The following is a 21,571-nucleotide window of genomic DNA, read 5'->3' on the forward strand; positions in this document are numbered from 1 at the left end:
CGTGGACATAAAAAGGGAGCCTGTGGCTCCCTTTTATAGTCTTTGGATTAAAGGACATCGAGTCCCTGAACATGCAACATATCAATCAAATCAATCAGTGGTAGCCCGACAAGTGTATTCGGATCTTTCCCCACTAATTTGTTAAACAAACAAATTCCCATTCCTTCGCTTTTAAAGCTGCCTGCGCAGTAAAAAGGTTCTTCCCTGTCGACGTAGCGCTCGATTTGTTCAAGCGTCAAATCTCTAAAGTGTACTTCGAAAGAATCAAAGCCGACTTCTGTATGGTTTGTGACGGTGTTATGTACCGCAAGACCAGTATAGAAAGTGATGACTTTTCCACTTTGAGACAAAAGTTGATTTATTGCGTTGTCTCTATTTAAAGGTTTGCCAACGATTTCACCATTAATGACACAAACCTGGTCACTGCCGATAACTAAACTTGCTTTATCCGTCTGGCAAGATGTTGCTTTCTCTTGGGCCAATCTTTGCACCAGTTCAAGAGGCGTTTCCTGGTCAAACGGTGTTTCATCGCAATCAGGTGATAAACAAATGAACGGTAGTGAAAGCTTTTCAAGCAGTTGTTTACGAAAAGGGGAGGTTGAGGCTAAAACCAGTTGGTAATTTTTCATTTTGAATTACAATTCGTGGGAGCATTTCCGATAGGATAATCGATCAAAAATGATTCTGGCTAATGCTCTGTATGTTAAGCGTAAAAAAGTACAACTTTTTTGCCTTTTTCTTTGACTAATTTTGATTTGGAAGATAATATTCGCGCCCTATGCAAAAGGTAAAAATACCGCGAACGGTTGACCCAGCAAAAGCTGCACAGAAACGATTGGATTACGATGGCATCATCCAAGCTAGTCTTTTCAAGCGCTTAGCGGAAACAACTGAAGGCGTAAAACGCGACGCAGAAGTCTCATTGTCATTTGGGATGGATGAACAGCGACTTGTTGTTATCTCTGGTAAAGCTAACATCGAAGTCGATTTAGAGTGTCAGCGTTGTAATGAGGTATTCGCACATGAGTGCGAAGTTGAATTCCTTTCTACTCCTTACTACGGTGAGAAAACGGAACAGGAAGCACCAGAAATTTATGATTTGGTAGATCTAAATGAATATGGTGAATTAGACCTTATACAACTGGTTGAAGACGAGTTCATCTTAGCATTACCTCAAATTGCGATGCACGATGAAGCGGATTGTAGCGTTGATTCAAATAACATGGTTTTTGGTGAGATTCCTGAAGAAATTGAGGAAGAAAAACCGAATCCATTCGACGTTTTGAAAAGTCTGAAAAAGTAATAGGTGTGGTAACCGATTCTTCTTCAGGTTTTTAACCCAATAGTATAGGAGTAGGGTCAATGGCCGTACAGAAAAACCGTAAAACTCGTTCTAAGCGCGGTATGCGTCGTTCACACGATGCGCTAACTACAGCTGCTCTATCTGTAGACGCGACTTCTGGTGAAACTCACCTACGCCACAACGTAACTGCTGAAGGTTACTACCGTGGTCAAAAGGTTATCAACAAGTAAGGTTGAACCTTTGCAAAGTATTACCGTTGCACTTGATGCAATGGGCGGGGATTTCGGTCCACGCGTAACAGTGCCTGCCGCCGTGCAGGCACTGTCTCATTTCCCAGAGCTAAAAGTGATTCTTATAGGTGATCAATCTCTGATCACGTCTCAATTATCTCAACTCGGTACCTCGACCAGTTCCCGCTTGACTATTCTTCATAGTGAGAAAGTTATCTCGAACTCAGAAAAACCTTCATTGGCACTACGTAATAGCCAAAATAGTTCCATGCGTATGGCTATCGATTTGGTTTCTGAGCAGAAGGCGGATGCTTGTGTTAGTGGTGGCAACACCGGTGCATTAATGGCACTATCGCGTTTCATTCTTAAGTTACTTCCTGGTATTGAACGTCCTGCTTTAGTTTCAGCTTTACCGACGATTACTGGAAAGCGTACTTGGATGCTAGATCTAGGTGCGAATGTATCGTGCGATGCTGATAGTTTGTTCCAATTTGCTGTAATGGGCAGTGCACTAGCAGAAGAACACTTAGGTTGTCCTCCTCGCGTTGCTGTACTCAATATTGGCGCAGAAGAGATTAAAGGTAACGATTTAGTCAAACGTTGCGCAGAAATGCTTTCTCAGACCGACGCGATTAACTTTGTTGGTTATATTGAAGGTAATCAAATTTTGCATGATGTTGCAGACGTCATTGTATGTGATGGGTTTGTCGGCAACGTATGCTTAAAAGCCAGTGAGGGAACAGCTCAACTTTTTATCGAAAAAATTAAAACCAGTATGATGGCGTCAACGATAAAGGGTTGGATTGCTAGAAAGTTGTTTTCTCGGCTATTTAATGAACTAAAAACACTGAACCCCGACCAGTATAACGGCGCAAGTTTGCTAGGATTGCGCGGCATTGTCATAAAAAGCCATGGAAGTGCGGATGTATCTGCGATTGTCAATGCACTTGGCGAGGCAGTACACGAGGTCAAACGACAAGTACCAAGCCGTATTAGCGATCGTTTGGAAGCGGTTTTACTCGAGAGGCATTATTAGTCTTCATGTATAGCAAAATTTTAGGTACTGGCAGCTACCTGCCATCTCAGGTGCGTACAAACGCAGATCTAGAGAAAATGGTAGATACAAGTGATGAGTGGATCGTTGCTCGCACGGGTATTAAAGAGCGTCGAATTGCTGCAGAAAATGAGACTGTAGCGGACATGGCATTCTACGCAGCTGAAAACGCTATCGATATGGCGGGTATTGATAAAAACGATATCGACCTGATTATCGTAGCCACAACGAGCAGTAGCCATACTTTCCCTTCATCTGCGTGTCAGGTGCAGGCAAAGCTTGGCATTAAAGGTTGTCCAGCTTTTGACTTAGCCGCTGCTTGTTCTGGTTTTGTGTACGCATTATCTGTTGCAGACCAACATATTAAATCGGGTATGTGTAAAAACGTACTTGTTATTGGTTCAGATGCTTTGTCTAAAACGTGTGATCCGACAGACCGTTCAACCATTATCCTATTTGGTGATGGTGCTGGAGCCGTTGTCGTAGGCGCTAGCCAAGAGCCAGGTATTATTTCTACCCACATATACTCGGATGGTCAATTCGGTGAGCTACTAAGCCTACCTGTACCTGAGCGTGGTCAAGATGCTGACAAATGGCTTCATATGGCAGGTAACGAAGTATTCAAAGTCGCTGTCACTCAGTTATCGAAACTAGTAAAAGATACGCTTGAAGCCAACAACATGCATAAGTCTGAACTAGACTGGCTAGTACCGCATCAAGCGAACTATCGAATTATTTCGGCAACAGCGAAAAAGCTTTCAATGTCTTTGGACCAAGTCGTAGTGACATTAGACCGACACGGGAACACTTCTGCGGCGACAGTACCGTCTGCGCTGGATGAAGCTGTGCGCGATGGTCGCATTAAACGCGGGCAGACTTTATTGCTAGAGGCGTTTGGTGGTGGTTTCACTTGGGGCTCTGCTCTGGTGAAGTTCTAAGTTTCACGAGAATTCAAAATTTAAGGTGCACTTGTTGCATCTTATTTCTTTTTACTTTGCTTAAAGGAAAACAACATGAGCAAGTTTGCTATCGTATTTCCAGGTCAAGGTTCTCAAGCTGTAGGTATGCTTGCAGAACTAGGCGAACAATATGACGTAGTAAAACAAACATTTGCAGAAGCATCTGACGCACTAGGTTACGATCTATGGGCGCTTGTTCAAAATGGACCTGCAGAAGATTTAAACGAGACTTTCCGCACTCAACCAGCTTTGCTAGCTTCATCTGTTGCAATCTGGCGTGTATGGCAGGAGCTCGGTTTAGAGCAACCAGCAAACCTAGCCGGTCACAGCCTAGGTGAGTACTCAGCACTTGTATGTGCGGGTGTTATTGATTTTAAAGAAGCAATCAAGCTGGTTGAATTACGTGGTCAACTTATGCAAGAAGCAGTACCAGCTGGTACTGGCGCAATGTACGCGATTATCGGTTTGGCTGATGACGCGATTGCAAAAGCGTGTGAAGACGCAGCGCAAGGCGAAGTGGTCTCTCCAGTAAACTTTAACTCGCCTGGTCAGGTAGTTATCGCGGGTAGCAAAGACGCAGTAGAGCGTGCGGGAGCGCTATGTAAAGAAGCTGGTGCGAAACGTGCGCTTCCTCTTCCTGTTTCAGTTCCATCACACTGTGCGCTTATGAAGCCAGCAGCGGAAAAACTTGCAGTAGCTCTTGAGTCTATCGAATTTAACTCACCACAGCTTCCAGTTATCAACAACGTTGATGTGGTCGCTGAGACAGATCCTGCAAAAATCAAAGATGCGCTTGTTCGTCAGCTACATAGCCCAGTTCGCTGGACTGAAACAGTCGAGCTTATGCACGAGCAAGGGGTAGAACAGCTTCTTGAGCTTGGTCCTGGTAAGGTTTTAACAGGTCTAACAAAACGTATCGTGAAAACGCTAACTGCAGCAGCAGTGAATGATGTTGCGTCGCTAGACGCGGCGAAGTAATCCATCAAGCGATAAAACTTGCGATAAGAAAAGGAAACACAACATGATGAATCTAGAAGGTAAGATCGCGCTAGTTACCGGTGCAAGCCGTGGTATTGGCCGCGCGATCGCGGAACTTCTTGTAGAGCGCGGTGCGACGGTTATCGGTACGGCTACTTCTGAAAGTGGCGCTGCAGCTATCAGCGAGTATCTTGGTGATAACGGTAAAGGCCTAGCTCTTAACGTGACTGATGTCGAGTCTATCGAAGCGACACTAAAAACGATCAACGAAGAATTTGGTGTGATCGATATTCTGGTGAATAACGCTGGTATTACTCGTGATAACCTATTGATGCGTATGAAAGATGATGAGTGGAACGACATCATCGATACCAACCTAACGCCTATCTACCGCATGTCTAAAGCGGTTTTACGCGGCATGATGAAAAAACGTGCGGGTCGTATCATCAACGTAGGCTCTGTTGTTGGTACCATGGGTAACGCAGGTCAAACTAACTACGCAGCAGCGAAAGCGGGCGTGATTGGTTTTACTAAATCAATGGCTCGTGAAGTTGCGTCTCGTGGTGTAACAGTGAACACTGTTGCCCCTGGTTTCATCGAAACTGACATGACGAAGGCACTAAATGATGAGCAACGTGCGGCAACGTTGTCGAACGTGCCAGCTGGTCGTTTAGGTGACCCACGTGAAATTGCATCAGCAGTAGTTTTCCTTGCTTCTCCTGAAGCAGCGTACATTACTGGTGAAACTTTGCATGTAAATGGTGGCATGTACATGGTTTAATGAGACAGTTTGTGCAAAATAAGCTATTTTACATTGTGAAAAATAGCCTATAGTTGCAGTTAACTGTCATGAACTTGTCATGCTTATGCGCAAGATTTGTGCATGATTTAAGTCAAAAATGTATTGAAATTCGGTTAAATTCGCTAATTTTGTGGTTTGACCAGCAAGGACCCCCTTGCAACTTTCAATAGTTCGAATAAACTACGGAATCATCGCATTAGGCGAAATCTGTAAAGGAAAAGAAAAATGAGCAACATCGAAGAACGCGTAAAGAAAATCATTGTTGAACAGCTAGGTGTAGACGAAGCAGAAGTTAAAAACGAAGCTTCTTTCGTTGACGATCTAGGTGCTGATTCTCTAGACACTGTAGAACTAGTTATGGCTCTAGAAGAGGAATTCGACACTGAGATTCCTGACGAAGAAGCTGAGAAGATCACTACTGTTCAAGCTGCAATCGACTACGTAAACAGCGCTCAGTAATTAGCTCTCCCAGGCGGTCTCCTAGACCGCCTGTGTTCTTTCTAACTTCTTCTATCCTCTCATAGAAATATTCAATTCCCGGAGAATTATATCGTGTCCAAGCGTCGTGTAGTTGTCACTGGCATGGGTATGTTGTCACCGGTAGGCAACACAGTAGAATCATCTTGGAAAGCCCTGCTAGAAGGTCAAAGTGGTATCGTGAATATCGAGCACTTTGATGCTACGAACTTCTCAACTCGTTTTGCAGGTCTTGTTAAAGATTTCGATTGCACAGAGTACATGTCTAAAAAAGATGCTCGTAAGATGGATCTTTTCATCCAGTACGGCATTGCAGCGGGTATTCAAGCTCTTGATAACTCTGGCTTACAAATTACCGAAGAAAATGCGGCTCGAGTTGGTGTTGCTATCGGCTCAGGCATTGGCGGTCTAGATCTGATTGAAACAGGTCACACTGCATTAGTAGAAAAAGGCCCTCGCAAAGTTAGCCCATTTTTTGTTCCTTCGACCATCGTAAATATGGTTGCAGGTAACCTATCTATCATGCGTGGTCTTCGTGGTCCAAATATCGCGATTTCTACAGCATGTACTACTGGCCTACATAACATCGGTCATGCTGCACGAATGATTGCGTACGGCGATGCAGATGCGATGGTTGCTGGTGGCGCAGAAAAAGCGTCTACGCCTCTTGGCATGGCTGGCTTCGGTGCAGCTAAAGCGCTATCTACTCGTAATGACGAACCTCAAAAAGCGTCTCGTCCATGGGATAAAGGCCGTGATGGCTTCGTTCTAGGCGATGGTGCTGGCATGATGGTGCTTGAAGAGTACGAACACGCGAAAGCACGTGGCGCGAAGATTTATGCAGAACTGGTTGGTTTTGGTATGTCTGGTGATGCTTACCACATGACTTCTCCAAGCGAAGATGGCTCTGGTGGTGCACTTGCGATGGAAGCGGCAATGCGTGACGCGAACATCACAGGCACCCAAGTAGGTTATGTGAATGCTCACGGTACATCTACTCCTGCTGGCGACGTTGCAGAAATCAAGGGCGTGAAACGTGCTCTTGGTGAAGAAGGTGCGAAGCAAGTACTTGTATCATCAACTAAGTCTATGACTGGTCACCTATTAGGTGCAGCAGGCTCTGTTGAAGCAATTATCACGGTTATGTCTTTGGTTGACCAAATCGTTCCACCAACGATTAACCTTGATGATCCAGAAGAAGGTCTAGACATCGACCTTGTGCCGCACACTGCGCGCAAAGTTGAAGGTATGGAATACGCTATCTGTAACTCGTTTGGCTTTGGTGGTACAAACGGTTCTTTGATCTTCAAAAAGTTCGCTGAGTAACACTATCTAACCTTATTTAGATAAGCGAAACTTGTATTCTAACGGCTCGATGCTTAGCATTGAGCCGTTTTGTTTTATTTGTTGTCTGCTAATTTGAAGGTACGCGAATGTTTTGGGTAAATGGAGTTCCACAAACGCATGTAGAACTGGGTGATCGCTCATTCCAATACGGTGATGGAGGTTTTACCACCATCCTGACCCAAAACGGAGAGTTGGTTTACTGGCAAGAACACATTGAGCGTATGAAGTCCTGCCTTGACGTATTGAAGATCTCTTCCCCTGACTGGCAAGTTGTGCGTGATTGGGCAAGCAAAGCGGCTTTATCTGACGCACAAGCTGGGGTGAAAATTCACGTTAGCCGTGGTATTGGTGGGCGAGGGTATAGTCCTAATGGGATTGAAGGCCCTATCGTGACTATCTCCAATTTTGCGTTCCCTTCTCATTACTCTTCTTGGCAAGAAAAAGGTGTGGATTTGGGCGTTTGTGAGACTCGTCTCGGGATTCAACCTTTACTTGCTGGACACAAGCACAACAACCGTTTAGAGCAGATTCTCGCCAAGGCTGAAATCGACGATACCGAGTTTGCAGATGCAGTAACGTTAAATGTGCAAAAACATGTCATTGAAACTACAATGGCCAACCTTTTTTGGGTTAAAGGTAATAAAGCATTTACACCGGAGCTGACCTTATCTGGCGTTGCGGGCGTAATGCGTCGTAAGGTGCTTGAGTTACTAAAAGTAAGTCATATTGAAGTCATCGAGGGGCGTTTTATACTTCCAGATTTGCTGAGCGCAGACGAGGCTTTCATGTGTAACTCAATATTAGGTGTCGCACCAATTCGCAGCATAGTGGCATCTAACTCTAAGACTATATTTCCGATAGGAAAATTGACTCAACGACTGCAAGGGAATTTAACTACGTGATTAAAAAACTGTTGGCTTTTGTTGTGCTGATCGCAGTGATAGGCGCAGCAGCTGTTTTTTATATAATTTCACAGGCTAAACAATACGTTGAAAGGCCTATTCTATTGGAACAACCTCAGCTGTTTACTGTAGAAAGTGGTACAAGCTTTCATCATGTCATGCGCGCCTTAGTTGAAGATGAGGTAATTGAAACATCGGAGTACATCCGTTTAATACCTCACTTATATCCAGACCTGTTGCAAGTGCGAGCGGGTACTTATCAACTAGAGCCTGGTATGTCGCTTTCGCAAGCATTGGAGCACCTGAATACCGGAAAAGAATACCAGTTTGCGATCACTTTTGTTGAAGGCAGCCGCTTTTCTGAGTGGGTAGAGCAATTGAAAAGTGCTCCTTATTTAGAGCATGACTTAACCGATCTCTCAGAAAAAGACATGGCAGCAAAGTTGGGTATTGAGCGAGAAAAGCTGGAAGGACTGTTTTTAGCAGAAACCTACCATTACACGGCGGGTGCAAGTGAAAGCCAGTTATTAAAACGAGCGCATCGAAAACTCAATAAGATTCTGGATGCTAACTGGGAAGCTCGTCAAGAAAAGCTGCCATTGCAAGACAAATATGAAGCCTTGATTCTGGCGTCTATCATCGAGAAAGAGACGGCCATTGACTCTGAGCGTGAGCGCGTCGCTTCTGTGTTTATCAACCGATTGAACAAACGCATGCGTTTACAAACGGATCCGACGGTTATTTATGGTATGGGTGATGCTTACGACGGAAATATTCGTAAGAAAGATTTGCGCACGCCGACACCATATAACACCTATACCATCAATGGCTTACCTCCAACCCCAATCGCGATGGCAGGTGAAGCCTCTATTGAAGCGGCTTTGAATCCAGAAAGCAGCAACTATTTATATTTCGTAGCAAGTGGAAAGGGCGGACACGTATTTTCGAAATCCCTTGCAGAGCACAATCGTGCTGTTCGAGCCTATTTAAGAGAACTAAGAAAGAACAAATGATGAAAGCAAACTTTATTGTCGTTGAAGGCCTAGAAGGCGCGGGTAAAAGCACTGCGATTAAAACCGTTTTAGATACGCTAAAAGCGGCAGGTATTGAAAATATCGTAAATACTCGTGAGCCAGGAGGCACGCCGCTAGCAGAAAAGATGCGCGCTCTGGTGAAAGAAGAGCATGAAGGCGAAGAACTTAAAGACATGACGGAGTTGCTTCTTCTATATGCTGCACGTGTCCAGTTGGTTGAGAACGTGATCAAACCAGCTTTGGCGAACGGTCAGTGGGTGGTGGGTGACCGCCACGATATGTCGTCGCAGGCTTATCAAGGTGGTGGCCGTCAGATTGACGCGTCGCTAATGAAAAACCTTCGAGACACAACGCTTGGTGATTTTAAACCTGCTTTCACTCTCTATATGGATATCGACCCTCGCGTTGGGCTTGAGCGTGCGCGTGGGCGTGGTGAGCTCGATCGTATCGAGAAGATGGATATCAGCTTCTTTGAACGTACACGAGAGCGTTATTTGGAGATTGCTCATGCTGATCCTTCTATCATTATCATTAACGCTGAGCAGGCGATCGAAGACGTGTCGCGTGATATTCGGGACGCTCTTAACGAGTGGTTAGCTCGTCAATAATAAGTGAAACTTAAATTTAGGTGACTCATGTTAAATGATTATCCATGGTTGCAGCCAGTATGGGATAACCTCAAAGTAGGGCTAGAGTCGGACAGAGTACCAGGTGCGCTTTTATTGCAAAGCGAGCAAGGCTTAGGCATCGAAAAACTTATCGAGTTTTTTAGCCAAGCACTTCTTTGCCAAAATTACGCCAGTGAAGCGTGCGGTTTTTGTCATAGCTGTCAATTAAATCAATCACACAACCACCCTGATTTACACTGGATCAAACCAGAAAAAGAAGGAAAAGCGATAACGGTGGACCAAGTTCGAGCTTGCAACCGTCTTGCTCAGGAATCATCACAGCTTAATGGTTATCGCCTATTTGTTATAGAGCCAGCGGACTCTATGAATGAATCGGCATCGAATGCATTGTTAAAAACGCTAGAAGAGCCTGGGGCAAAGTGCTTGTTTTTGCTCGTTACCCACAATCAGGAGCGCCTGCTTCCAACGATTCGTAGCCGTTGCCAACACTGGGTTGTTGCGCCGCCGTCAACGGAACAAGCGATGCAATGGATGCGCGAACAAGGGGCGCAGCAAGTTCCTGCTTACGCCTTAAAACTGAATATGGGCTCTCCGATAAAAACATTGGATGCGTTAAATAATGGCGATCTCGATGCTTACTTGGCTTTTGAGCGCACTTTTATTAAGGCGATGTCTTCTCCTGCCTCAGACATTTCTGAGTGTGCTTCTTTAATGGCTAAACACTCGGAGCAATCACTAGACTGGGCGTGGTATTTACTGACAGACGCTCAGAAAGCGCAGTTTGGTGTATCAGAAGCACAAATGCTTCCTGGCGCTATAAAGTTTCAGCCGAACAACTACAACGGTTTGTACTCATCAGCGAAGGCGCTGATGGACCTCAAAGCTCAGGTGCAAGCCTTTCCTGGTCTAAACCTTGAGCTACTATCAATGAACTGGTTAATTGAATCACGAGAGGTATTATGTTCGTAGATTCTCATTGTCATTTAGACAAATTGAATTACGACGATCTCCACATCAATGTGGAAGACGTTATTAACAAAGCTAAACAAGCAAAGGTAACCGAGCTGCTTTCTGTGGGAGTTACGCAGGATTCTTTCCCTAAAATGATGGAAATGATTGAGCCTTATGAGAATGTTTATGCTTCGTGCGGTGTACACCCACTTGATGTTGAAAGCGACTTTTCGATGGACGTGCTACGTCACCACGCATCGAATGAAAAAGTCGTTGCCATTGGTGAAACAGGCTTGGATTATCATTATAAGCCAGAAACGGCAGCGTTACAGAAAGAGCGTTTTGAGCAACACGTTGATCTTGCGGTGGAGCTTAACAAACCTTTAATTATCCATACTAGAAACGCACGTGCGGATACTCTAGATATTTTGCGTAAGGGTGGGGCGGAGAAATGTGGTGGTGTTATCCACTGTTTTACAGAAGATCTTCCATTTGCTGAAGCTGCACTTGAGCTGGGGTTTTATATTTCTATCTCGGGGATTGTCACTTTCCGTCAAGCTACAGAGTTGAAAGAAGTGGTGAAGACTCTACCTCTAGAGAAGCTTCTCATTGAGACAGATTCTCCTTACTTGGCTCCAGTCCCTCACCGAGGTAAAGAGAATCAACCTGCTTATGTTGTCGAGGTGGCTTCTTATATTGCGCAACTCAAATCGTGCTCTCTTTCTGAAGTGGCACAAAAAACCACCGAAAATTTCCGAAATCTTTTTTTGCGATGAAAAATCAATAAGAGCATAAAAAAGGAGCGTATGCTCCTTTTTTGTTGATAAAAACAACAGATATACTCATGAGTTTAATGTTTACTAAAAATGTTGATTTAATAACATTCAAAAATCACAAATGTAATTTTGTTACTAAAAATAACATTGGGCGTATTTTATTTACGCCTTAAAATTAATTATATAAATAATAAACTCTTTATAAAACAGCAATATAACTGCAATGCAAACCTTTTCATCAGCTGTTTTTGGGTGTGATCCAAGACTTGTTTTGAAACTAAATTTCGTAACTGTGTGGAAAGTTTGAGGGTCATCAATATATATTTAGAGCCGGAAAATATAATGCAGTTGTGGTTACATTTTCATTGGGTGCTAACCTTTAGGCTACGGGGGTGTGCCGTTAGTGCCCAAATAATACTTATAAATTTATCAGGAGCATAAACATGTTTAAGAACCTTTTTGCTAACCTGCAAAAAGTTGGTAAGGCGCTGATGCTTCCAGTATCAGTTTTACCAGTTGCAGGTATTTTATTAGGTGTGGGTGCTGCCCATCTAAGCTTTATTCCAGAGATCGTTTCTAATCTTATGGAACAAGCTGGTGGTTCAGTATTCGGCCAAATGGCACTTCTATTTGCAGTAGGTGTAGCTCTAGGCTTCACTAATAACGACGGTGTTGCTGGTCTTGCAGCAATCGTTGGTTACGGCATCATGACGGCAACGCTAGGTGTAATGGCGGGTGTTATGGGTGTTGAGAAAATCGATACAGGTGTACTAGGTGGTATCCTTGTCGGTGGTGTGGCTGCTTGGGCATTCAACCGTTTCTTCAAAATTCAACTTCCAGAGTATCTTGGCTTCTTCGCTGGTAAGCGTGCAGTGCCTATCATCACTGGTTTTGCAGCGATCATCCTTGGTGTTATCCTTTCTGTAATTTGGCCACCAATTGGCGGTGCAATCTCTGCATTCTCTGATTGGGCTGCGCACCAAAACCCACAACTAGCATTCGGTATCTACGGTGTTGTAGAGCGTTCTCTAATCCCATTCGGCCTACACCACGTATGGAACGTACCGTTCTTCTTCGAAGCTGGTTCTTGTGTTAACGCTGCTGGTGAAGCTCAAAACGGCGTACTAACTTGTTACCTAGTTGCTGATGAAGCATCTCGTGCTGCTGGTAATGGCTTCGGTCAGCTAGCGGGTGGTTACATGTTCAAGATGTTTGGTCTACCAGCTGCAGCAATCGCAATTGCTCACTGTGCTAAACCAGAAAACCGCGCAAAAGTAATGGGTATCATGGCGTCAGCTGCACTGACTTCATTCCTAACTGGTATTACTGAGCCTATCGAATTCTCATTCCTATTCGTTGCTCCACTACTATACGGTATCCACGCTCTACTAGCTGGTTCTGCATACATTGTTTCTAACACTCTAGGCTTTGTACACGGTACTTCTTTCTCTCATGGTCTGATCGACTTCCTAGTTCTATCTGGTAACGCTCAGAAGATGGGTCTAATGATTGCTGTTGGTCTAGTATACGCAGTGATTTACTACGTAGTGTTCCGTGGCGTAATCACAGCACTTGACCTAAAAACTCCTGGTCGTGAAGATGAAACAGAAAGTGCGGCAGCAACTTCTGGCTCTGACATGGGTGGTGAACTGGTTGCAGCGTTCGGTGGTAAAGCTAACATTACTGGTCTAGACGCATGTATCACTCGCCTACGTGTAGCGGTTGCAGATACAGCAGCTGTTGACCAAGAAAAACTGAAACAACTTGGCGCTGCTGGTGTTGTAGTTGTTGCAGGTGGTGTTCAGGCTATCTTCGGTACTAAGTCTGACAACCTAAAAACTGAAATGGATGAGTGGATCCGTAACCACGGCTAATCACCGTCATTCATAACAATGAATAAAAGGAGGCTTCGGCCTCCTTTTTTAGTTCCTCTCCCATTGCTAAAGTGCTTTCTGAGTGTGATCCTAAACTCATCTTTACTTTTGCCAGTCTTTTCATACATCGCGCTTACTCATTGTTGACATATTGAAACACCACTATGTTTGAATAACGCATGATGTTTTTTTAATAATTGATAACGTGTATGAAGAGCAAATTAATTTTATTAGCAGGACTAGTTTCTAGTACCGCAATGGCGGCAAATGAGCCAACGAACTTGTCTGTTGGTATGGCTGTCGATCAACAGTTGAGTGTTGTTGTTGAGTTAGATAATAAGTATCGCGGCATTATCGGTAACGATGGTATGGCGTTTGATTACATCGCTAAACGTGGAACATTCGATCAAAACATGCCTGTGACCTGGTATGTTGGCGTTGGTGGTTGGTATGAGTGGGATGATGAGTTTGGCGTGCGTGTGCCTCTCGGTGTGAACTGGGATTTATCACGCGGCTGGGATCTTTATGGTCAAATACACCCAGAGCTAGATCTTTACAAAGGTGCTGACTTACAACTTGGTGGTGCCGTTGGCATCAAATACAGTTTCTAGAATAAAAGAAACATAAAAAAACGCCGGTATTTACCGGCGTTTTTTGTTTGGAATGCAATACTGCTATTGTTTATCCATGGCTCGCTTGATACAAACGGCCGCGCCGCCCCAAGTGATACCTAAACCAATAACCATCATAATAATTGCGCTGATTGTCATTTCGCTGTCTCCTTGCGATTCACTGCGTTAATCACTAGACCAAAGATAAATAGTGCGGCGATAAGTGCCCAGCCTACAGTTAGATCATAACCACCGTAGCCTTCAGTAAATAAAGCATAAAGCTTAGTCGCCAAGATAATGGCGAGCATAATCGGTGTTACGAAGCGTAAACAGATCTCAAACCATTGACCAATAGAGAAATCAGAGCGCTCATTTACGTAATTACGTACTTCAGGCACGCGTTTCAATAGCCACGCCATCAATACAATCTCAACCAAGCCGCCTACCATAATGCCAACGTTGTTTGCGAAGTGGTCTACTAGGTCTAGCAGCAATAGACCGCCATTTGTTGCGAACGCCATAGAAACCACAAAACCAGTTCCAATTACAACGTTTGCAGCTTTTTTTCGGCTCCACTTTAGCTTATCGATGATGGCGGATGTTACGGCTTCCATGATAGAAATGTGCGAACTTAGACCAGCAACCACCAGTGCAAAGAAGAACAGAGGACCAAGAATATATGGTGCGGGTAATAAGTTAATTGCCGCAGGTAAAGTAACAAAAGCAAGGCCAACGCCTGCAGATACCACTTCTGTTAGCGGTTTACCTTGTTCTTGAGCCATGTAACCCAAGACAGAGAAGATCATAATACCAGCTAGGATGGAGAAGCCACAGTTGATCAACACGGTCATAAACGCGTTATTCGTGATGTCTGATTTTTCTGGCAGATAACTAGAGTAAGCCAGCATGATCGCGAAGCCGATGCTTAGGGTAAAGAAGATCTGACCGTACGCAGCTGCCCATACTTTCACATCCCAAATTTTGCTGAAATCGGGTTCAAACATGTAGTTAACGCCATCCAAAGCTCCTGGCAAGAAAACCATACGTCCGATTAAAAAAATCACCATCAAGAATAGTATTGGCATCATGATTTTAGATGCGCGCTCAATCCCTGATTTCACGCCTTTGGCAATGGCGGTATAAGTAATGGCCCAAGCAATCACCATAGATAAGGCTATCTTCCATTGAATACTGCCTAAGTCTGTTGGTGAGTTATCACCTAACTTTAGGTACTCACTAAAGAAAAATGCGTTTGTATCGGTTCCCCAACCTTGAGTGAACGACAACCCAAAGTAAGAAATTGACCAACCGATAACTGCAACATAGTAAACGGCGATAACTGCTGCAACACCAACTTGGAACCAGCCAAGCCATTCAAATTTAGAATGAATTTTCGCTAGCGTTTTTGGTGCTGAGCCTCGGTACTTTTGTCCCATACTGAACTCAAGGATCATAAATGGAATACCGGCCGTGATCATGGCGAAAATGTAAGGAATAAAAAATGCGCCGCCACCGTTTTCATAGGCCATGTATGGAAAACGCCAAATGTTTCCCAAACCGATAGCAGACCCGACTGCTGCTAAGATGAATCCCGCTCGGGATCCCCATTGTTCTCGCTTCATATTTGACTCCTATACGACTCCCTGAGGAATGAAGCTCTCTCCGTAACACAGTAATATTTGCGCAAACCGTTGGAAGAAAGGACCGCTATTATCCATCAGCTTTTCTATCCTTAATTCTAGCTTATTATAATTTTCTAGAGCTATATTCTGGTTACTGTGAGAGAAAGTAGATTATTAATCTTAAAGTTTTGATGTGTGTTTGATAAAACTGAAATATTTATCTGTTTTCACTAATCAGACTAACTTCTAATAATACTTAGCGCAATAGAATCTAAATGTTAACTCAGGTGCGTTGTCTGGTTTTAATCTTGTTAAATTTGAGTTTGATTATGGTTTTGTGTGGGGGATTGGTTGGTTGTATGGAACAAATGACTAGAATCCAATAATCGACTTGGTGTTTAAAACTATTTTGATGAACTAGGGCGTACGGCTATCTTTTGCGCACCCCGCTAGAGAATGCTTCGTTACTTTTCTAAGCGATGATTTTTAGATGATATTTTCTATCTGCTTTGTGTAGGACTCGCCCAGCACTCTTTGCGGAGAGCCCTACGAAGTGAAGTGTACAAAAAATTAGAAACGGAAACTAAAACCAATATTTGATTGGAATTGATTCATCCAATCGGTATCGAACTTAATGATGCAGTTTGAGCCGTCATTAGGTAGGGTGCAGGCTCCAGAGGTATCGTTATCAACGACCGTTCCCAACCATCTCAATTGGGCTGTCAACGCAAAGTTCTTTGAAAACTCATATTCCAGCCCTGCAAAAGCGCTAGCCGAAAATCCGTATTTTTTGTCTACCCAATCAACATCTGCGTAAGAGGCTCCCAAGCCAACACCAATATAGGTTTGCCAGTTTTCTGCAACAGGGTAGTACATGCTGCTTTGAAATTGCAGGTAATGGATATCTGCCGAATTTGATAACTTTTCAAGTTCTGTTGATTGGTTGGAGTAAAATAATCCAATTCTTCCTTTCTCAAAAGGCGTCTCGATTGAAATTGCGTAGTTCACTGCGGGATCGAGGTCGTATGTATTGCCACCTTCGTCTTCTACTTGACCGCCACCTGTATAGCCTATGAATGGAGTAACGATAATATTGGCTTGTGCACTTACCGCGGTGCTGAGCAGTATGCTTCCTACCAGCCAGCTGAGTTTTTGGTTCATGTCCTATCTCCTTATTATGACTAAGCTAATTGTGATGGGTTAGTCAAAATTGCGCGACTAAATTAAGCAAATCTTGAACATATTTCACACTGGTGTTATTAATTTGTTACATATTAAGGAGGTGTTTATGGAACACGATCTAAAATCCGCATTAATCATCGTGGTGACTGTTTTTTCAGTACTTTTGTCGTTTGGTATCATTGCGATTACAACGGCTTAAGATAACTACTTTTACCAAACGTTTTAACAAAATGGCGTGAGCCTATGATACGTAACAGCGGTATAATCACAGAAAGCCACACTGAGCTTGATGTCAAAGTTTATGAGCATTTCAGGCATGGAAAAACTGCTTTAGTCACGCAAGGTGGAGGGCAGAGAGGGATTTTTACCGCTGGCGTATTAGACGCATTTTTACTTTCCAACTTTGATCCTTTCGATGAATTCTACGGTACCTCTGCTGGGGCACTCAATTTATGCTCTTACTTATGTCGTCAACACGGTATGGGCAAAGCTTTTATTACCGAACTGACAACGTCTCCTGAGTTTTTTAATCTGTTTCGTTATATTCGAAAACAGCAGTACTTGGGTTTAGAGTGGGCGTTAGAGCGGATTCAAGATTTCCCTTACAAGCTTGATCTTGATTTAGGCCGCAGTGCACTAGGAGGACGAGGTGCGTTTGCAGCGGTAACAAATGTAGAGACGCTATCGGATCAATATTTACCAATCTTGGGTGACACGTGGTTTAACACCATGTTAGCAACATGCGCGATTCCTAAGTTGTACCACGGACCTGTCGACGTTAATGGCAATAAGTTTGTTGATGGTGGTGTGTCGGCTTCTATCCCTGTTCAAGAAGCGTGGCGTCAGAATGCTCGCAACATTATTGTCATCCGAACAGAACCGTTCTCGGAGATTGAAGCGAGAGCGCAAAGTGAAGTAGGGGATGTGCCTGTCGAGTGGTATCGAGAGTCTATTAATTCGGTGCAGCAATCATGGCAGCAAAAAGTGAATCGATGGAAGTTGGATTGGGCTTCGTTCTTCCAACAAAAAATTAATGCCGCCCATCAATCGAAGCTTGCCGGAAAAATGCTATTGAATGGAGGCCGTTGGTTGTTCGGTGCTGATAATTTGTATCGTTTAAGCCATTTAATCGGTGAGAATTTTGACTCAGGTTTAGCCGACATGCTGATGATTCACTATCAAACATTTGAGCTCACTCAGGCCTTTATATCTGCTCCACCTGACGATACTTTCATTTTACAAATCGCGCCTAAAGAGGGGCTTCGTTCTTCTTCTTTGTTAAGTGACCAAGAATCACTAGAGCATGATTATCAACTCGGACTTCAGGCGGGGTTTAATCTGGTTCAACTCTATGACCAACTGAATATTGAAATTGATGGCAGAGAGAGTGCATAACCTTTTGTATTAACGACATAAGCTAAATACAAAGTGAAGTGTAAATAAATGAGGCTCCGTTTTCGGAGCCTCATTCGTGTGCGTACCTAATCTCTGTGGTTAATAGGGTTAGGTATAAAGGTTATGCTTGCAGAATTCTCATGCAGTTGGTTGAACCAACGACATCCATTACATCGCCTTGAGTGATCATGACTAAATCACCCTTGTGCAAGAACCCTTGTTCTTTAAGGCTGGCAATCGCAGCTTGAGCTGTCGGTAAACCTGCATCACTTTTTGACTCGAAATATACCGGTGTCACGCCTCGGTATAGTGCAGCTCGATTGAGCGTGGATTCATTACGTGATAAGGCAAATATTGGTAAGCCAGAGCTTAAGCGAGACATCATCAACGCTGTTCTGCCAGATTCTGTTAACGAGATCATCGCTTTAATTCCTTCCATGTGATTCGCAGAGTACATGGTTGCCATTGCGATGGTTTCTTCAGCGGTTTCGAAGGTGCGATCTAAACGATAAGTGGATAGGCTTGCCTCAGACATCTTTTCTGCGCCCACACATACCTCGGCCATGGATTTGACCGTTTCTACGGGGTATTTACCTGCTGCGGTCTCTCCAGACAGCATCACCGCGTCAGTGCCGTCAAGAACCGCATTGGCCACATCCATTACTTCGGCACGCGTTGGCATCGGGCTAGTAATCATGGACTCCATCATTTGTGTCGCAGTAATCACGATACGGTTTAAGCTGCGTGCGCGGCGAATCAGTTTTTTCTGGACGCCAATAAGTTCAGGATCGCCGATTTCTACACCCAGATCGCCACGTGCAACCATCACCACATCGGATGCGAGAATAATATCGTCAATAGACTCATTAGTCGCGACGGTTTCTGCTCGTTCGACTTTAGCCACCAACATGGCTTCGAGGCCTGCATCTCTGGCTAGGCGTCGAGCGTAATGCATGTCTTCGCCGTTACGTGGGAACGAAATAGCAAGGTAGTCCACTTGAATTTCTGCGGCGGTAAGAATGTCGGCTTTATCTTTCTCTGTGAGCGCATCGGCTGACAGTCCGCCGCCTTTTTTGTTGATACCTTTATTATTAGATAGTGGGCCACCAACAATCACACGGGTATGCACTTTATTGCCTTCGACGCTGGTGACTTGCAGTTGAACGCGTCCATCATCGAGTAACAGAATGTCGTTTGGTGACACATCTTGCGGCAGTTCTTTATAATCTAGCCCTACGGACTCTTGGTTGCCTTCACCTTTTGGTAAATCACTGTCTAATGTGAATTTATCGCCCACATTTAACATGACTTGGCCGTCTTTAAAGGTCGATACGCGGATTTTAGGGCCTTGCAAGTCACCAAGAATTGCGACCTGACGCCCAAGTTTTGCCGCAATAGTACGGACTTTTTTGGCGCGTTGAATGTGGTCTTCACTGGTTCCATGTGAGAAATTCATACGGACAACGTTTGCACCGGCTTTGATGATCTCCTCAAGTACATTGTCCTTATCCGTTGAAGGACCAAGCGTGGTGACTATTTTTGTTCGTCTTAGTTTGGAAGTCATAGATTCTCCGATGAATGTATGTGTAAAGGTAACTTGAACTCTATCCTTACTTTCCTCAATCGCTCTCAAGGTCTGCCTCGTTGCTGAGCCCACACCTTAAAGCTGCTTGAGTATAAGTATATGCACAGAATGTTTACATTAAGAGTAATCCCGGTAAAACAGACAGATATTCCATAGGCTTCAGCCTCTATTGGAGAGAATGCGCTGCTGTAACAGGAGTTGCTTCATAATTTAGTGAATAAAAATAAGTTATTTTTCAAACAATTTAACAGGAGTAGATTCTTCGTTATTTGATTGAATACACAAACAAACAGGTTTATACGTGATGCTTGTCACGGGGATTTATTAATTCACTTCACAATTAGTTCGCAAAGTAAAAAAATTGTCTCGTTATAGAATTTCGGAGTGCAAGATGTACATGGCTCAACCGGGCCATATTGATCATATCAAACAGGTCAATGCTGGTCGTGTATATAAACTAATTGACCTAAAAGGTCCTATTTCTCGAATTGATTTGTCCAAGCAGAGTGAGCTTGCTCCTGCCAGTATCACCAAAATCACTCGAGAATTAATTGAAGCGCACTTGATTCATGAAACCACAGTACAAGAAGCGACGAGTCGTGGTCGACCTGCCGTCGGTTTGCAGGTCAACAACGAAGGGTGGCAATTTCTGTCAATGCGTTTGGGGCGAGGTTATTTAACTATTGCTCTGCATGAGCTAGGTGGCGATGTGTTGATCGATACTAAAATCGAGATACACGAACGTGACCAAGACGATGTGCTTGAGCGTCTGCTCTACGAAATTGATGAATTCTTCCAAACTTACGCGGATCAACTTGACCGTGTTACCAGTATTGCAATTACGCTGCCTGGCCTTGTGAATTCAGAGCAAGGTGTCGTGCTGCAAATGCCTCATTACAATGTCGAAAATCTTGCTCTTGGACCAGAGATATACAAAGCAACGGGCTTGCCAGTTTTCATTGCCAATGACACGCGAGCTTGGGCATTAGCAGAAAAGCTTTTCGGCCATTCTCAAGACAATGACAACTCCGTCCTTATCTCTATTCACCATGGTTTAGGTGCCGGCATCATTCTGGATGGGCGCGTTTTGCAAGGTCGTCACGGCAACATTGGTGAGCTTGGGCATATTCAAATCGATCCAAATGGAAAACGTTGTCATTGTGGCAACATTGGTTGTTTGGAAACCGTTGCCAGTTCTCAAGCCATTCGTGAAGAAGTCGTAAGACGAATTGCTGATGGCGAAGACTCTATTCTTGCTGAACAAGAAGAAATGAGTATTGAGAGCATTTGTGAAGCGGCAGCGAACGGTGATCCGTTGGCAGTTGATGTGATTGAAAAGCTTGGACGCTACTTAGGTTCCGCAATTGCTATTGTGATCAACTTATTTAACCCTGAGAAGATCTTGATCGGTGGTGTGATTAACCAAGCAAAAGATGTACTTTATCCTGCGGTGCGTCGCTGTATCGAAGAGCAGAGTTTACCGGTTTATCACCAAGATCTTGAGCTGGTGGAATCTCGTTTCTATAAGCAAGCCACAATGCCTGGTGCCGCGTTGATCAAGCAAGCGTTGTATGATGGTCAGTTATTGATGAAGGTTGTGGAAGGCTAATTGCTTCAAACATGATGAAGTGCTTAGGTGTCGAGCCTATACATTTTTAGATGATTTAGGGTGAGGCTTAACAGCTCACCCTTTTTGATCGCCTATTATTAGAAGGTGAATTTGAGTTGTGCTGCATTGCTATATCTGCGCCATTCATGTAATTTCCTAAAAAGCTCAAGTAAATAAACCCAAGTGGCTTTCAATGTCTAGAGTGACTTTGTGTCTGATACAAATAGAAGGGAAGTAATGCGCTGAAACCG

Annotated in this window: 23 protein-coding genes; 18 read left to right on the plus strand and 5 right to left on the minus strand. The window is 44.0% G+C overall.

Features of this window, described 5'->3' with window-relative positions; genetic code table 11:
- Nucleotides 1-47 precede the first annotated feature (47 nt).
- Nucleotides 48-629 carry a Maf family protein gene (locus D8S93_RS02995; protein ID WP_005396976.1) on the minus strand — a complete coding sequence of 194 codons (582 nt, stop codon included), beginning with the start codon at nt 627-629 and terminating at the stop codon, nt 48-50.
- 149 nt (nt 630-778) lie between these two features.
- Here D8S93_RS02995 and yceD point away from each other — a divergent pair, with 149 nt between their 5' ends.
- The 15 genes from yceD to D8S93_RS03070 all read left to right on the plus strand — a co-directional run bounded on the left by yceD (nt 779) and on the right by D8S93_RS03070 (nt 13,927).
- Nucleotides 779-1,303, plus strand: a complete 525-nt coding sequence (gene yceD, locus D8S93_RS03000; protein ID WP_005396977.1) for a 23S rRNA accumulation protein YceD — start codon at nt 779-781, stop codon at nt 1,301-1,303.
- Between the two features lie 59 nt (nt 1,304-1,362).
- On the plus strand, nt 1,363-1,533 hold the full coding sequence (gene rpmF, locus D8S93_RS03005; RefSeq protein WP_005396978.1) for a 50S ribosomal protein L32: 171 nt from the start codon (nt 1,363-1,365) through the stop codon (nt 1,531-1,533).
- 10 nt (nt 1,534-1,543) lie between these two features.
- Complete coding sequence (plsX, locus tag D8S93_RS03010; RefSeq protein WP_012841590.1) at nt 1,544-2,569, plus strand: phosphate acyltransferase PlsX; 1,026 nt, start codon at nt 1,544-1,546, stop codon at nt 2,567-2,569.
- Between the two features lie 5 nt (nt 2,570-2,574).
- On the plus strand, nt 2,575-3,525 hold the full coding sequence (locus D8S93_RS03015) for a beta-ketoacyl-ACP synthase III (protein WP_005396980.1): 951 nt from the start codon (nt 2,575-2,577) through the stop codon (nt 3,523-3,525).
- A gap of 75 nt (nt 3,526-3,600) precedes the next feature.
- Nucleotides 3,601-4,524, plus strand: a complete 924-nt coding sequence (gene fabD / locus D8S93_RS03020) for an ACP S-malonyltransferase (protein ID WP_145532884.1) — start codon at nt 3,601-3,603, stop codon at nt 4,522-4,524.
- A 46-nt stretch (nt 4,525-4,570) separates the two neighbouring features.
- Complete coding sequence (gene fabG, locus D8S93_RS03025) at nt 4,571-5,305, plus strand: 3-oxoacyl-ACP reductase FabG (RefSeq protein WP_031780596.1); 735 nt, start codon at nt 4,571-4,573, stop codon at nt 5,303-5,305.
- 246 nt (nt 5,306-5,551) lie between these two features.
- The gene (gene acpP, locus D8S93_RS03030) at nt 5,552-5,785 is read left to right on the plus strand and encodes an acyl carrier protein (RefSeq protein WP_004406112.1); all 234 of its coding nucleotides are present in this window, start codon (nt 5,552-5,554) and stop codon (nt 5,783-5,785) included.
- Nucleotides 5,786-5,878: 93 nt separating this feature from the next.
- A complete protein-coding gene (fabF, locus tag D8S93_RS03035) occupies nt 5,879-7,129 on the plus strand; it encodes a beta-ketoacyl-ACP synthase II (protein WP_005396984.1) in 1,251 nt (416 codons plus the stop codon).
- A 107-nt stretch (nt 7,130-7,236) separates the two neighbouring features.
- A complete protein-coding gene (gene pabC / locus D8S93_RS03040; RefSeq protein ID WP_152811895.1) occupies nt 7,237-8,052 on the plus strand; it encodes an aminodeoxychorismate lyase in 816 nt (271 codons plus the stop codon).
- A complete protein-coding gene (gene mltG, locus D8S93_RS03045) occupies nt 8,049-9,065 on the plus strand; it encodes an endolytic transglycosylase MltG (RefSeq protein WP_319802951.1) in 1,017 nt (338 codons plus the stop codon). Before pabC ends, mltG begins: the two co-directional genes overlap by 4 nt.
- Entirely contained in the window at nt 9,062-9,694 is a 633-nt protein-coding gene (gene tmk, locus D8S93_RS03050) for a dTMP kinase (RefSeq protein ID WP_031780597.1), read from the plus strand. Before mltG ends, tmk begins: the two co-directional genes overlap by 4 nt.
- A 27-nt stretch (nt 9,695-9,721) precedes the next feature.
- Nucleotides 9,722-10,684 (plus strand): DNA polymerase III subunit delta', encoded by a 963-nt coding sequence (locus tag D8S93_RS03055; RefSeq protein WP_152811897.1) that lies wholly within the window; start codon nt 9,722-9,724, stop codon nt 10,682-10,684.
- Nucleotides 10,675-11,442, plus strand: coding sequence for a TatD family hydrolase (locus D8S93_RS03060; RefSeq protein ID WP_152811900.1), 768 nt, complete (start codon nt 10,675-10,677; stop codon nt 11,440-11,442). Before D8S93_RS03055 ends, D8S93_RS03060 begins: the two co-directional genes overlap by 10 nt.
- Nucleotides 11,443-11,885: 443 nt before the next feature.
- The gene (ptsG, locus tag D8S93_RS03065; protein WP_152811902.1) at nt 11,886-13,316 is read left to right on the plus strand and encodes a PTS glucose transporter subunit IIBC; all 1,431 of its coding nucleotides are present in this window, start codon (nt 11,886-11,888) and stop codon (nt 13,314-13,316) included.
- 209 nt (nt 13,317-13,525) lie between these two features.
- Entirely contained in the window at nt 13,526-13,927 is a 402-nt protein-coding gene (locus D8S93_RS03070) for a hypothetical protein (protein WP_005396996.1), read from the plus strand.
- Nucleotides 13,928-13,990: 63 nt separating this feature from the next.
- On the opposite strand, the gene D8S93_RS03075 is transcribed toward D8S93_RS03070, so the two are convergent.
- The 3 genes from D8S93_RS03075 to D8S93_RS03085 form a co-directional block, all read right to left on the minus strand.
- Nucleotides 13,991-14,086 carry a MetS family NSS transporter small subunit gene (locus tag D8S93_RS03075; protein WP_005372963.1) on the minus strand — a complete coding sequence of 32 codons (96 nt, stop codon included), beginning with the start codon at nt 14,084-14,086 and terminating at the stop codon, nt 13,991-13,993.
- The gene (locus tag D8S93_RS03080; RefSeq protein WP_005398219.1) at nt 14,083-15,549 is read right to left on the minus strand and encodes a sodium-dependent transporter; all 1,467 of its coding nucleotides are present in this window, start codon (nt 15,547-15,549) and stop codon (nt 14,083-14,085) included. Before D8S93_RS03080 ends, D8S93_RS03075 begins: the two co-directional genes overlap by 4 nt.
- 570 nt (nt 15,550-16,119) lie before the next feature.
- Nucleotides 16,120-16,710 (minus strand): outer membrane beta-barrel protein, encoded by a 591-nt coding sequence (locus tag D8S93_RS03085; RefSeq protein ID WP_104974994.1) that lies wholly within the window; start codon nt 16,708-16,710, stop codon nt 16,120-16,122.
- A gap of 127 nt (nt 16,711-16,837) precedes the next feature.
- Here D8S93_RS03085 and D8S93_RS03090 point away from each other — a divergent pair, with 127 nt between their 5' ends.
- Together D8S93_RS03090 and D8S93_RS03095 are read left to right on the plus strand one after the other, a co-directional pair.
- Entirely contained in the window at nt 16,838-16,930 is a 93-nt protein-coding gene (locus D8S93_RS03090; RefSeq protein WP_152811904.1) for a YnhF family membrane protein, read from the plus strand.
- Between the two features lie 44 nt (nt 16,931-16,974).
- Nucleotides 16,975-18,126 (plus strand): patatin family protein, encoded by a 1,152-nt coding sequence (locus tag D8S93_RS03095; protein ID WP_005398215.1) that lies wholly within the window; start codon nt 16,975-16,977, stop codon nt 18,124-18,126.
- A gap of 121 nt (nt 18,127-18,247) precedes the next feature.
- Here the strand turns inward: D8S93_RS03095 and pyk are convergent, their stop codons facing one another.
- Nucleotides 18,248-19,690, minus strand: a complete 1,443-nt coding sequence (gene pyk / locus D8S93_RS03100; protein WP_005398214.1) for a pyruvate kinase — start codon at nt 19,688-19,690, stop codon at nt 18,248-18,250.
- 412 nt (nt 19,691-20,102) lie between these two features.
- Between pyk and D8S93_RS03105 the strand changes: the two genes are divergently transcribed.
- Nucleotides 20,103-21,320, plus strand: coding sequence for an ROK family protein (locus D8S93_RS03105; RefSeq protein WP_005398213.1), 1,218 nt, complete (start codon nt 20,103-20,105; stop codon nt 21,318-21,320).
- Nucleotides 21,321-21,571: the final 251 nt, after the last annotated feature.

Origin of the sequence: Vibrio sp. VGrn 2 (assembly GCF_009361695.1) — a bacterium.
GTDB lineage: Bacteria > Pseudomonadota > Gammaproteobacteria > Enterobacterales > Vibrionaceae > Vibrio > Vibrio diabolicus.